11 protein-coding genes are annotated in these 12,531 nt (G+C 70.0%); 8 read left to right on the plus strand and 3 right to left on the minus strand.

The features are described from left to right. Positions 1–68: 68 nt before the first annotated feature. Both IJH84_RS17245 and IJH84_RS17250 read right to left on the minus strand, forming a co-directional pair. Positions 69–926 carry an SAM-dependent methyltransferase gene (locus IJH84_RS17245; RefSeq protein WP_295146246.1) on the minus strand — a complete coding sequence of 286 codons (858 nt, stop codon included), beginning with the start codon at positions 924–926 and terminating at the stop codon, positions 69–71. A gap of 120 nt (positions 927–1,046) precedes the next feature. Continuing rightward, on the minus strand, positions 1,047–1,901 hold the full coding sequence (locus IJH84_RS17250) for an SAM-dependent methyltransferase (RefSeq protein ID WP_295146248.1): 855 nt from the start codon (positions 1,899–1,901) through the stop codon (positions 1,047–1,049). A 304-nt stretch (positions 1,902–2,205) separates the two neighbouring features. Between IJH84_RS17250 and IJH84_RS17255 the strand changes: the two genes are divergently transcribed. Together IJH84_RS17255 and IJH84_RS17260 are read left to right on the plus strand one after the other, a co-directional pair. Next, positions 2,206–3,579, plus strand: a complete 1,374-nt coding sequence (locus IJH84_RS17255) for an MFS transporter (protein ID WP_295146251.1) — start codon at positions 2,206–2,208, stop codon at positions 3,577–3,579. A 60-nt stretch (positions 3,580–3,639) separates the two neighbouring features. Beyond that, a complete protein-coding gene (locus IJH84_RS17260; protein WP_295146253.1) occupies positions 3,640–4,770 on the plus strand; it encodes a mandelate racemase/muconate lactonizing enzyme family protein in 1,131 nt (376 codons plus the stop codon). Positions 4,771–4,842: 72 nt separating this feature from the next. On the opposite strand, the gene IJH84_RS17265 is transcribed toward IJH84_RS17260, so the two are convergent. Next, positions 4,843–5,862: an Lrp/AsnC family transcriptional regulator gene (locus IJH84_RS17265; RefSeq protein WP_295146255.1), complete on the minus strand. Its 1,020-nt coding sequence runs from the start codon at positions 5,860–5,862 to the stop codon at positions 4,843–4,845. A 245-nt stretch (positions 5,863–6,107) separates the two neighbouring features. Between IJH84_RS17265 and IJH84_RS17270 the strand changes: the two genes are divergently transcribed. The 6 genes from IJH84_RS17270 to IJH84_RS17295 all read left to right on the plus strand — a co-directional run bounded on the left by IJH84_RS17270 (position 6,108) and on the right by IJH84_RS17295 (position 12,513). Next, on the plus strand, positions 6,108–7,433 hold the full coding sequence (locus tag IJH84_RS17270) for an MFS transporter (RefSeq protein WP_295146257.1): 1,326 nt from the start codon (positions 6,108–6,110) through the stop codon (positions 7,431–7,433). Positions 7,434–7,464: 31 nt separating this feature from the next. After that, the gene (locus IJH84_RS17275) at positions 7,465–8,661 is read left to right on the plus strand and encodes a M20 family metallopeptidase (protein ID WP_295146259.1); all 1,197 of its coding nucleotides are present in this window, start codon (positions 7,465–7,467) and stop codon (positions 8,659–8,661) included. A 393-nt stretch (positions 8,662–9,054) separates the two neighbouring features. After that, a complete protein-coding gene (locus tag IJH84_RS17280) occupies positions 9,055–10,173 on the plus strand; it encodes a polyprenyl synthetase family protein (protein WP_295146261.1) in 1,119 nt (372 codons plus the stop codon). Between the two features lie 63 nt (positions 10,174–10,236). Then, on the plus strand, positions 10,237–10,659 hold the full coding sequence (locus tag IJH84_RS17285) for a hypothetical protein (RefSeq protein WP_295146263.1): 423 nt from the start codon (positions 10,237–10,239) through the stop codon (positions 10,657–10,659). Then, entirely contained in the window at positions 10,659–12,143 is a 1,485-nt protein-coding gene (locus IJH84_RS17290) for an AarF/UbiB family protein (RefSeq protein ID WP_295146266.1), read from the plus strand. Before IJH84_RS17285 ends, IJH84_RS17290 begins: the two co-directional genes overlap by 1 nt. A 175-nt stretch (positions 12,144–12,318) precedes the next feature. Beyond that, on the plus strand, positions 12,319–12,513 hold the full coding sequence (locus IJH84_RS17295; RefSeq protein WP_200072194.1) for a DUF397 domain-containing protein: 195 nt from the start codon (positions 12,319–12,321) through the stop codon (positions 12,511–12,513). The last annotated feature ends 18 nt before the right edge of the window (positions 12,514–12,531 follow it).

Genomic DNA, 12,531 nt, shown 5'->3' on the forward strand with positions numbered 1-12,531 from the left:
ACGAACTCGGGCTGCTCGCCGACACCTACCGGCTGCCGTGAGCGTCCCGGCCGGAGCGGGACTTCGGCTCAGGACCGTTCGGCGCGGCGCGGCTTCCGGGCGACGCCCGCCCAGACCAGGGACTCCGACGGGTCGTCGAAGCTGATCGCGGTCTGCCCGTCGCCGTGCTCCGGGCGCCACAGCGGGGTCCAGGTGGCTCCCGGCTCGGCGACCTCGAAGTCGCCGAAGAGCGCCTCGATCTCGCGGTGCGAGCGCCACAGCACCGGAGTGGCGGTGTGGTCGTACATCGCCGCGCACTCGGCCATTTCCGTTGCCAGCCCGTCCGGCACGTCGTCCGCGGTGCCGTGCGACAACGCCAGGTAGGAGCCGGGGGAGAGCAGTTCGCGGAACCGCTCGACGCAGGCGGGGCCGATGTCCTGGCCTTGATCGTCGAGCTGTTGCACGTGCAGCACCGCGATCATCAGCAGCGCGACGGGCTCGCGCAGCTTCAGGATTCCGGTGCCCGCCACGGCTTGCCACAGCTCGTCGGGTTCGCACAGGTCGGCGCGGAGCACGCCGTGCCGCCGCGGGTCACCGTTGCGCTCCAGCTCCAGTTCGGAGTGCGCGACGGCCACCTCCTCGTTGTCCACGTAGACCACCCGGGCCTCGACACCGGCGTCCGCGGCGATCTGGTGGGTGGCGCCCATCGTGGGCACGCCCGCGCCGACGTCGATGAACTGCCGAATTCCTTGGGACAGCAGGTAGCGCACCACGCGGTGCAGGAACAGCCGGTTGGCCTTCGCCACGGATTCGACGAACGGGAAGCGTTCCAGCGCGCGCCTGCCGAATTCGCGGTCCACCGCGTAATTGGCCTGCCCGCCCAGGTAGAAGTCGTAGACGCGCGCGACGTTGGGCTGGTGCGTATCGATCTTGCGTTGCCGGACCACGGGGATCTCCTCACCGAACGAGCACGCCGATCACGACCGAAGAACGCGAAGGCCAATGGTTACCACACGTGGCCGGAGGGCAGTCGACCGCCTACTGGCGGATCGTGCTCGTGGCCGGACTCAGAACACCTGCGGCCGTGGCTTGCGGGAGACGCCCGCCCAGCCGATGGACTCCGAAGGATCGCTGAACCCGAGGTCCGGCTCGCTGGAATCGCCGTACTCCGGGCGCCACAGCGGGGTCCAGGTCATGCCCGGCTCGACCAGTTCGAAGTCCCCGAACAGCGCCTCGATCTCGGCTTGCGAGCGCCAGATCACCGGGGTCGCGGTGTGGTCGTACATCGCCGCGAACTCGGCCATCTTGGTGGCCCGCCCGTCGGGAACCTGATCGTCGGTGCCGTGCGAGAGCGCGAAGTAGGAACCGGGCGAGATCAGCTCGCGCAACCGCGCGACCGAGGCCGGGCCGACATCGCGGCCGGCGTCGTCGAGCTGCTTGACGTGCAGCACTACCAGCAGCAGCACCGCGACCGGTTCGCGCAGCGTCACGATTCCGGAGGTGGCCACGGCCTGCCACAGCTCGTCCGGTTCGCGGAGGTCGGCGCGCACCACGGTGTGCCGCCGCGGGTCGCCGTCGCGCTCCAGCTCCAGCTTCGACTGCGCCACCGCGACGTCCTCGTTGTCGACGTAGACGACGCGTGCGCCACCGGCCTCGGCGGCGACCTGGTGCGTCGCACCCATCGTCGGCACGCCCGAGCCGATGTCGATGAACTGCCGGACGCCTTGGGACAGCAGGTAGCGCACGGTCCGGTGCAGGAACAGCCGGTTCGCCTTCGCGACCGATTCCACGAACGGGAACCGCTGCAGCGCGCGCTTGCCGAACTCGCGGTCCACCGCGTAGTTCGCCGCCCCGCCGAGGAAGTAGTCGTAGACGCGGGCGACGTTGGGCTGCTGCGTGTCGCTGCTGCGCTGCCGGACCAACAGGGCTCCTCACCGCCCGGTGGCACCGGGTGTGGTTGAAGAAGTGCTTGCCGTGTCGATCAAGGTTTACCACATCGTCCCACTTTGGAGGTAATCGGCTACGCCGGGTGGCTGTTCTGCGTCGGGAGCTCCCGCCCGGCCGCCGTTCCGGTGCGGGTCGAGCTGACCGCGAGCAATGCCCTCGCCGCATCGGAACATGCGAAAACGGTGTTAGATCCGCATCCGGGCTCGTCCTAGTCTTCGATCCCGCCGGACCGTAGGCGGGCGAGGCGGCGCCGCCGGTTTCGCACCGGGAAGGACGACGATGTCTGAGACCGAACCGAGGGTCAGCGCGGAAAATGGGGCAGGCGCGGGAAGTCCGGCCGGGCCCAGGGTGCCGACCCGGATGCTGGTGCTCGCGCTGATCTTCGTGATCACCACGGTGAACTACGCGGATCGCAGCAGCCTGTCGATCACCGGTAGCAGCGTGCAGGCCGATCTGGGCTTCAGCACCGTGCAGCTGGGCTACATCTTCTCGGCGTTCAGCTGGGCCTACGTGATCGCGCAACTGCCCGGCGGCGTGCTGCTCGACCGGTTCGGCGCGCGCCGGATCTACGGCCTGAGCCTGGTGCTGTGGACGTTGGTCACGCTCGCGGTGAGCCTCGTCGGGCTGATCACGACACCGGTGCTGGTGGCCGTGACGACCATCTTCGTGCTGCGGCTGCTGCTGGGCGCCTTCGAATCCCCGGCGTTTCCCGCCAACGCCCGGGTGGCGACGACCTGGTTCCCGACCGCGGAGCGGGGCAGGGCCACGGCGGTGTTCAACTCCGCGCAGTACTTCGCCACCGCAGCGTTCGCGCCGGTCATGGGGTGGCTTACGCACCAGTTCGGCTGGCGCTGGGTGTTCGTGATGCTCGGTGCGCTGGGGCTGGTGCTGGCCGTGCTGTGGTTCCGGTGGATGGATTCGCCGCGGAACCATCCGCGCGTGAGCGCGCAGGAGCTGGGAACGATCCGCGACGGCGGCGGGCTCGTCGACCTCGATGAGGCGGGTGCGCGCGGCGCATCGCGGGAGGCGCTGAACTGGCGCAGCCTCGGGAAGATCTTCACCTTCCGCGGGCTGTGGGGCGTCTACATCACGCAGTACGCGATCAACGCGCTGACGTACTTCTTCATCACCTGGTTCCCGGTTTACCTGGTGCAGGGCCGCGGATTGTCGCTTCTCGAAGTCGGTTTCGTCGCGGCGCTCCCGGCGCTGTGCGGGTTCGGCGGCGGGCTGCTCGGCGGCTTCTTCTCGGACGCGTTGCTGCGTCGCGGGCTTTCGGTGACCGCCGCGCGCAAAATCCCTTCTGTGCTCGGGATGGTGCTGGCCACCAGCATCGGGCTGTGCAATCTCACCGACAGCAGCGCGCTGATCATCGCGCTGATGACGCTGGCGTTCTTCGGCAAGGGGCTCGGCGCGCTCGGCTGGGCGATCACCACCGACATCGCGCCGCCGGAGGCCGCGAGTTTCGTCGGGTCGACCATGAACGCGTTCGGCAACGCCGCGGGGATCGTCACGCCGATCGTCATCGGCTACACCGTGCAGGTCACCGGTTCCTTCCACACCGCGTTGTGGTTCGTGGCCGCGCACGGACTGCTCGCACTGGTCGGTTTCGCGGTGATGGGCCCGATCAAACGAATCCAGTTCGACGCGGACTGAGTAGTCCTCTGTGGAGGATCCGTTCGCTGAAGCGCCGCACACGTCACGAATGGAGCGACCATGAGCACGGGTTTCGACCGGATCAGCCGGGTGAAGATCTCGTCGATCACGCTGCCGCTGCCGACCGCGATCTCCGACGCCAAGGTGCTCACCGGCAGGCAACGGCCGATGACCGAGGTCGCGATGCTGTTCGCCGAGATCAGCACCGACGACGGCGCGGAAGGTATCGGCTTCAGCTACTCCAAGCGCGCGGGCGGACCCGGCCAGTTCGCGCACGCGCGCGAGATCGCACCGGTGCTGCTGGGCGAGGATCCCAGCGACATCGGCAAGATCTGGGACAAGCTCGTCTGGGCGGGCGCCTCGGTCGGGCGCAGCGGACTGGCGATCCAGGCGATCGCCGCCTTCGACGTCGCGCTGTGGGACCTCAAGGCCAAGCGCGCGGACTTGCCGCTGGGCAAACTCCTTGGGGCGCACAGGGATTCGGTGCGCTGCTACAACACATCGGGTGGATTTCTGCACGCGCCGATCGAAGAAGTCGTGGAACGCGCCGCGAGCTCGGTGCGCGACGGCATCGGCGGGATCAAGCTGAAAGTCGGGCACCCGGACGGCGCCGCGGACCTGGCCCGGGTCAGCGCGGTCCGGGAGAAGCTCGACGATTCCGTCCCGCTGATGGTCGACGCGAACCAGCAGTGGGACCGGACCGCGGCGCGCCGGATGTGCCGGGCGCTCGAACCGCTGGAACTGGTGTGGATCGAGGAACCGCTGGACGCCTACGACTCCGCGGGCCACCACGCGCTGGCGTCCACATTCGACACTCCGATCGCGACCGGCGAGATGCTGGCGAGCACCGCCGAGCACGCGGAGCTCATCCGGCTCGGCGGCGCCGACGTGGTGCAGCCGGACGCTCCCCGCATCGGCGGGATCTCGCGATTCCTGAAGGTCATGGCGCTGGCCGAGCAGCAGCACCTGCAACTCGCGCCGCACTTCGCGATGGAGATCCACGTGCACCTCGCCGCGGCGTATCCGCACGAACCGTGGGTGGAGCACTTCGAGTGGCTGGACCCGTTGTTCAACGAGCACTTGGAGATCTCCGACGGGCGGATGCACCTGTCCGCGCGTCCCGGACTCGGCGTGACGCTCAGCGATCAGGCCCGCGCCTGGACCGTCGCCGAGCACGAGGTCACCGGCTGATCACCCGGCAGCCGCAGCGATCCGGGCGGGCAACGGTCATTCGGGCAACAGCAGTCTTCCGACCGGCCGAAGTCACCCGGGCAGCCACCGGGGAGTCACGCTGGGCACCACGACTTCCCCGGTGCAGCGCCCGGATTCGTCCAGCAGCCAGCCCATCCGCTTGGCCACCCGCAGCACCAGCACCCGCTCGTTGATCGACAGCCGCGGCAGCTTCTCGGCCAGCAGCAGCTCCAGCCGCCGCAGATCGGCGGGCGAACGCGCCCACAGCTGGAAAAGCAGGTTCGCCTTGCCCACTGTGGACACGCACAGCCGCAGTTCGGCGAGGGTGCGCAACGAGCGCACCGTGCGGTCCAGTTCCGCGGCGGGCAGCTCGGCCAGGAAGATGCACGACATCGGCCACTGCGAACGGACCTGCGCCACGTCGCAGCGGAAGGACAGCTGCTCCGAGGCCAGCAACCTGCCGACCTGCCGCCGCACCGTGGCCGGATTGCGGTCGAGGACGCGCGCGATGTCGGCGGCGCTGCGCCGTCCATCGTGGATCAGCGCCTCGACCAGCGGCCAGTAGTGCTCCGGGAGCGAGGTGAACCCGTCAGTCCGCGGTGCGGCGGCCTGCAGCTCGGATCGCTGTGCCGGGTCGAGCGCGTCGAGCCGCCAGCGGCTGCCCTCCGCGTGCACCTTCGTCGCCAGGTGCGTGTCGACCCGCTGCACGCCCGGGATCCGCGGCAGCTCGTCGAGCGCGAACCGCGTCAGCGAGTCGTGGTCCGGAGTCAGCACGGTGATGATCAGGTCCCGGCCGCTGGCGGTCTCGTCGATCGTGGCCGCCCGCGGGTCGCGGCACAACGCGCCGATGACCTCGCTCCGCCGCTGCGGGGCGACGTCGAGCTCGACGAACGCGAGCGTGACCGTGCTCAGCTTCCCGCCCGCGTGCGCGGTGACCCACGCCGTTCCGCTGGAGCGCAGCCGTTCCCAGCGCGCGGCCAGCGTCGTCGCCGTCGAACCGAGCACGCGCGCGGCATCCGCCCAGCTCACCCGAGGTGCGATCTGCAGGGCGTGCAGCAGTGACAGGTCCTGCTCGTCCAGCAGCGGATGCACGAATCACCTCCAGCAGCGCTTCGCGGTGCACGAATCCTTCGATCTGTTCGACCGTTGTTCCCGCAGCAGCACACTGCCTGTCACCTCAGCACGCCGTGTCGCCGATCACTCCGCGGGGTCCGGTGCCCGGTGGTGCCCAGTGCGAGCCGGGGCTCGTCGAGCCCGGAGCTGCCGCCGCGATGGACGCCCGCAGCCCCGGGCACCGGACCGCGAGGTCCCCGGCTGAAGTGAAAGCAGGTGCCGAAGTGACCGAGCCGAACCACCCACCGAATGGCGCCGCACCGGCGCCACCGGCCGTGCGCCGCAAAGCCGTGCTGGCGGCGTCGATCGGCAACTTCGTCGAATGGTTCGAGTTCACCCTCTACGGGTTCTTCGCCGCCGCCATCGCGGTGAACTTCTTCCCCGTCCCGGACGGGACGAGCTCGCTGATCCCCACGTTCGCCGCGTTCGGCATCTCGTTCGTGCTGCGCCCGCTCGGCGCGCTGGTGTTCGGGCACTTCGGTGACCGGCTCGGCAGGCGCGGAACGCTCGCCGCGTCGCTGATCGGGATGTCGGCGGCCACCTTCGTGATCGGCGTGCTGCCGAACGCCGACACCATCGGTGTGCTCGCGCCGATCCTGCTGATCGTGGCGCGGGTGGCGCAGGGGTTCTCCGCCGGTGGCGAGTTCGGCGGCGCGACGGCCTACATGGTCGAGTACGCGCCCGAGCACCGGAGGAACTTCTTCGGCAGCTGGCAGTTCTTCACCCAGATGCTGGCCGGGCTCGCCGGTTCCGCGGTCGGTGCTTCGCTGAGCGCGGTGCTCAGCGAGCAGGCTCTCAACGCGTGGGGCTGGCGGATTCCGTTCCTGCTCACGTTGCCGCTCGGCGTCATCGGCTTCTACCTGCGGCTACGCCTGGACGAGACACCTCAGTTCAAGGCCGAGCAGGGCGGCGAACGGGGCGCGCCGCTGCCGACGGTGCTGCGCGAGCACTGGCCGAACGTGCTGAAGGTGATCGGCTTGATGATCACCGGCACGACGTTCTTCTACATGGTGCAAGCGTTCTTCCCGGCGTTCCTGGTCGAGCAGGTCGGTCTCGCGCGGGGGCAGATGTTCGCCGCGATGATGATCGGTATCTGCGCGCAGCTGGTGCTGATCCCGCTGTGGGCGCTGTACGCGGACCGCATCGGGCGGCGCAGGCCGATGCTCGTCGGTTCGCTGGCCGTGCTGGTGGTGTGCGCGGTGCCCACGTACCTGCTGTTCCTGCACGGCACGTTCGGCTCGGCCGCGCTCGGCTACCTCGTGCTGGCCGTGGTGCTCGCGCCGATGACCGGGTGCTTGGCCACGGCGCTGGCCGAGAGCTTCCCGACCAGCGTGCGCTACAGCGGGCTTTCGGTCGCCTACAGCGTCTCCGTGTCGGTGTTCGGCGGCTTCACGCCGCTGATCCTGAGCGCGCTGGCCGCGAGCGGCCGGCTGGCACCCGCCTACTACCTGGTGGGGGCTGCGGTGCTGTCGCTGATGGCCGCGCTGCTGCTGCCGGAGTCCGCGCAAAGCAGCGATCCGGCGTCGGATCGCGACGGCGCCGCGGTGTGAATTCGGGATTCTCAAGGGGAAAGGGGTAATGGTGTCCATAGTGGAGGATGCGCGCGAGATGTCCGGCGAGCTGGTGCGGCTGCGCCGCCGCCTGCACCGCGAACCGGAAGTCGGCCTGCAACTGCCGCGCACGCAGGACAGCGTGCTCGCCGAACTCGACGGGCTCGGCCTGGAAGTGCGCACGGGCGGGCAATGCACGTCGGTCACCGCGGTGCTGCGCGGCTCAGCGCAGTCGCAGCGCACGGTCCTGCTGCGCGCCGACATGGACGCCTTGCCCGTCCACGAGCGCACCGGGCTCGACTACGCCTCGACGAACGGCGCGATGCACGCCTGCGGGCACGATCTGCACACTGCAATGCTCACCGGCGCGGCCCGGCTGCTCTCGCAGCACCGCGACCGGCTCGCCGGAGACGTGGTGCTGATGTTCCAGCCGGGCGAGGAGGGCTACGACGGCGCCGGGACGATGATCGACGAAGGAGTGCTCGACGCCGCCGGTCGCCGGGCCGACACCGCCTACGCCATGCACGTGTTCTCCTCCGCCGCTCCGCACGGGAAGTTCGTCAGCAGGCCCGGCGCGGCGCTGTCCGCATCGGACGAGCTGAAAGTGGTGGTTCGAGGCGCCGGCGGGCACGGTTCCGCACCGCACCGGGCGCACGATCCGGTTCCTGCGATGGCGGAGATGATCACCGGGCTGCAGACGATGGTGGGGCGGCGGTTCGACATCTTCGACCCGGTGGTGGTCACGGTCGGCACGGTGCGCGCGGGCACCGCGCACAACGTCATCCCGGACACCGCCGAGTTCGGCGCCACGGTGCGGTCGTTCTCGGCGGACGCCCGGGCGCGGGTCCGCGCGCTGACCGAGGAGTTGCTGCACGGCATCGCAGCCGCGCACGGCGTGACCGTGGACGTCGAGTTGGCCGAGGGCTATCCGGTCACGGTCACCGACGCCGCGGAAACCGGGTTCGTCGCCTCGACGATCGCCGAGCTGTTCGGCGACACCCGCTACGAGGAACTGGCCAACCCCCTCGGCGGTTCGGAGGACTTCTCGCGGGTGCTCCAGCACGTGCCGGGCGGCTTCGTGGGGCTCAGCGCGGTGCCGCCGGAAGCCGACCCGCACACCGCGCCCTACAACCACAGCCCGCTGGCGGTCTACGACGACTCGGTGCTCGCCGAAGGCGCCGCGCTCTACGCCGAACTGGCCGTGCGGCGGCTGATGCTGCACGAGTAGGCCGGTCGACGTGCGCGCCGTCCTGGGGCTCGGGTCGCTCGCACGGTTGATCGAAGCCGGATGTCAGGCCCGCAGGCAGCGGTCACTCCCGGAGGGGCGGGCGGGGGTGCGCTCCGCCGCGAACGACCCGGCGAAGAATTGCGGACGCCCGCGCTAATTATCGGGCGCTGCTCTTTTCGGATTCCCGGTGCGACTCGTCCGGGTGTAGCACCGCATCGGGTTTCTCCGCGCCATTCCCCGGTGTCCCGGCCGCTGTTACGGTCCGAAGTGCGGCGCATTTCGCAGTCGATTCCAGCGCATTGTCCGGACGCCGCATTGTTCGGGCGCCGCATCGTCCGGAAACAGCGCAGGCGCGCGCCGTTGAGGCGGCGGTTCGTCCGAGAGGCGGCAGCGATGGCTCGACCCGACCTGGCGGAAACCTCCGAACAACCCCCGATGGTCCCGCTGGAGCTCCTGCGCCGGGACGTGGACACCGTGCTGGAGCGGTTCATGGGCTCCTGCTCGGCACGCGCCCCCGATCCCGGCCTGCCGCCGCTGATCGAGGTCGTCCGGGACTTCCAGGCGGGCGGCAAACGGCTGCGCCCGCTGTTCTGCTGCGCCGGATTCGCCGCAGCGGGCGGGGATCCGCGCAGCGAGGTGGTGCTCGGCGTGGCAGCGGCGCTGGAGCTGTTCCACTCCTTCGCGTTGATCCACGACGACGTGATGGACGGTTCCGACCAGCGGCGCGGCAAACCGACCGTGCACCGCCGGTTCGGGGCGCAGGTGCCGGAGCAGCGTGGTGCACCGGGAGCTCCCGGCGCGGCAGCGGCTCCGGTCGATGCCGGGTTCGGCGTCAACGTGGCGATCCTGCTCGGCGACGCGTGCCTGGTGTGGTCCGACGAGCTGTTGCACAGCGCGGGGATCCCGCAGCAGCGGTGGGCGGACGTGCGGCCGTTCGTGCAGGCCATGCGCACCGAACTCATCGCGGGGCAGTACCTGGACCTGGCGGGCGAGGGCGCGCTGGACCCGCTGGACCAGGCGTGGCGGGTGATCCGGCACAAGACCGCGGCCTACACCGTGGCCCGGCCGATGCAGATCGGCGCCGCGCTCGCCGGTGCGGACCGCGAGCTGCTGGCCCGCTGCGCGGAGTTCGGCTTCCTGCTCGGCACGGCGTTCCAGCTGCGCGACGACCTGCTCGGAGTGTTCGGCGACCCGGCCGTGACCGGGAAATCCAGGCTGGACGACTTGCGCGCGGGAAAGCCGACGGTGCTCATCGGACTCACGTGGCGGCGCGCCACCGAGCAGCAGCGCCGCACGATCCGGCGGCTGCACGGTGCGCCCGGGCTCGACGAGGAAGGGGCGGCGCAACTGCGCGGCGTCATCGACGAAACCGGAGCGCACCAGGCGGTTCGCGAGCTGATCGAGCAGCGCACGGCCGAAGCGCTGGGTGTGCTCGGGCGAATGCCGGTGCGCCGGCCGGTGCGGGAAAGCCTCGCGGAACTCGCCGGGCAGGCCACCCGGCGGCAGCGCTGAACGCCGCCCGTTGCGCGAGTGCCACCACGCAATCGAAAACGAATGCAATGAGGAGGATCGCAAATGGGCACCATCGACACTTTTCGCGACCTCGTCGGAAACATCGCCGACGATGCGAAAAAAGCGTTCGACGAACTCCTGGATCGGCGCTGCGACGATTGGGACGGGGATTACTGGGACGACCCGTGGGACTGCGATCCGTGGGACTGGGACGATCGGCCCGGGGATGATTGGCGCAGGGATGATTGGCGCAGGGGTGATCGGCGCACCGGGAATCGGCGCGGCGACTACCGCCGCCGCGGCCAGCGCCGCGGCAGTCCCCGAGTGGTCGAGGCCGGCCGCTCGCACCCGGCCGTGGCCGAGCCGCGGCGCAGCCCGGAGGACGGGCTGCCGGACCAGATAAGGCAGCTCAACGACTCGGTCGACTCGTTGCGGGCTTCGCTGCAGCAGGCACCGGGCCCGGCCGCGCCCGAGCACCGGACCTGATGGGCCTGGACCGGCTGCGGCGAGTCGCCGGGGTGCTCGGTGCGCTGTGCTGCACCGAGCTCACCCGGACCGTGCACCGCGGAACCGGCGACGCGGCCCCGCACGAGCGCGCCCGCGAGGTCCGGCGGGCGCTGGAGGAGCTCGGCCCGTTCTACATCAAGCTCGGGCAGATGCTCTCCACCCGCCCGGACATCGTCTCCCGGACGATGATCGCCGAGCTGGAGAACCTGCACGACCACGTACACCCGCTGCCGTTCTCGGATTTCGAGCCGGTGCTGGCCGCCGACCTGGGCAGCGAGTGGAAGGAGCAGTTCCGCGACTTCGACATCCTCGAACCCGTCGGTACCGCCTCGCTGGCGCAGGTCTACCGGGTCACGTTGCGCGACGGCTCGCCCGGCGTGGTCAAGATCCAGCGCCCGGACGTGGCCGCGACCGTGCTGGAGGACATGGCGCTGCTGCGGAAAGCGGCGCGCATCGTCGGCAAGGGAGCGCCGCGGTTCAACGCGGTCGTCGACATCGACGCGATGCTGGGCGTGCTGTTCGACGCGATGCGCCCGGAACTGGACTTCACCGCCGAGGCCGCGAACATGCGCGAAGCCCGCAAAGCCGTCCGCGACTTCCCGACGCTGGACGTGCCGAGGGTGGTGCAGGCGACCCGGCACGTGCTGGTGCAGACGCTGGCGCCGGGCCGGTCGGTGCGCGAGATCGCGCCCGAGGAACTTCCCGCGGCGCTGCGCAAAGCGATCGGCACGGACCTGCTGGCGTTGCAGTTCCGGGGTTTCTTCGTGAACCGCATGTTCCACGCCGACCCGCACCCGGGCAACATCTTCGTCGACGGCGAAGGCCGGGCCACGCTGATCGACTGGGGCATGGTCGGCCGGGTCGACCGCCGCACCAGCATGACGATCATGCTGGTGCTGTTGCACCTGGCGCGCAACGACGGGCACGGGCTGGCCAAGGCGTGGACCGAACTCGGCCACGCCACCGCCTGGGCGGACGTGCCCGCGTTCGCCGCGGACATGGCCGCGCTGACGCCGCAGATCGCGGCGGCCTCGTTGTCCGAGCTGAACTTCGGCGTGACGCTGACCAGCGTGCTGCAGCAGTCCACCAAGCGCGGCATCAAGACCAACCCGGTGATCTCGGTGCTGGGCAAGTCGTTCGCCAACATGGAAGGCTCGGTGCGCTTCCTCGCCCCGGAACTGTCCATCACGGACGTGTTCCAGCAGCAATTGGCGCGGATGCTGGCCGAACTTGCCAAGGATGCACTGTCGGCGGGCAACGCCGCGCGCACGCTGGTGGAGCTGATGCTTGTCGCGGACACGCTCACGGAGCAGGCGCGCAGCGTCACCGGCGACCTGTCCGATCGGGAATTCACCTTCCACGTCAACCAGAACGCGCCCGCGCGGACCCCGCGTTCCACGAGGCTGCGCGACGGCTTGGCGGGCGCGGCGCTCGCCGCGCTGTGGGCGCGCCGCAACCGGTGATCGGAGTGAACGGCCCGCTGGTCCCACTAGATTGGACGAACAGTCCGTTCACTCGGAACGTTCCGGCGGGTGCGTTTGGAGTGAACGGAACTTTGGTCCCACTAGATTGGTCAAACGGTCCGTTCACTCGGGGCGAAAGGTTCCGGGGGCGGGCAGCGATGTTGGAGGAGAGCACCTGACGCGACAGGTGACGGGATGGCGGAAATCCAGCCGGTCATCACAGCAGACCGCTTGCGTCGAGGTAGGCCGTGCTGCTGGCGGCGCAGCGGTGCGTGACACCAAAGATCGCGCCGCCGGGTACTTCACCACGACCAGCGGCCAGTGGACCGCGTTCGTCGAAGCCGTCAAAGACGGGCGCTTCGACGGCTGAACCTAGCGATGATCCCCG

It is taken from the genome of Saccharopolyspora sp. (genome assembly GCF_017434145.1).
Taxonomy (GTDB): Bacteria; Actinomycetota; Actinomycetes; order Mycobacteriales; family Pseudonocardiaceae; genus Saccharopolyspora_C; species Saccharopolyspora_C galaxeae.

Excerpts from the sequence above, each read along its gene's own strand:
- IJH84_RS17255 (WP_295146251.1), top strand. The coding sequence starts at position 2,206 with ATGTCTGAGACCGAACCGAGGGTCAGCGCGGAAAATGGGGCAGGCGCG.
- IJH84_RS17290 (WP_295146266.1), top strand. The coding sequence starts at position 10,659 with ATGGGCCTGGACCGGCTGCGGCGAGTCGCCGGGGTGCTCGGTGCGCTG.
- IJH84_RS17285 (WP_295146263.1), top strand. The coding sequence starts at position 10,237 with ATGGGCACCATCGACACTTTTCGCGACCTCGTCGGAAACATCGCCGAC.
- IJH84_RS17280 (WP_295146261.1), top strand. The coding sequence starts at position 9,055 with ATGGCTCGACCCGACCTGGCGGAAACCTCCGAACAACCCCCGATGGTC.
- IJH84_RS17260 (WP_295146253.1), top strand. The coding sequence starts at position 3,640 with ATGAGCACGGGTTTCGACCGGATCAGCCGGGTGAAGATCTCGTCGATC.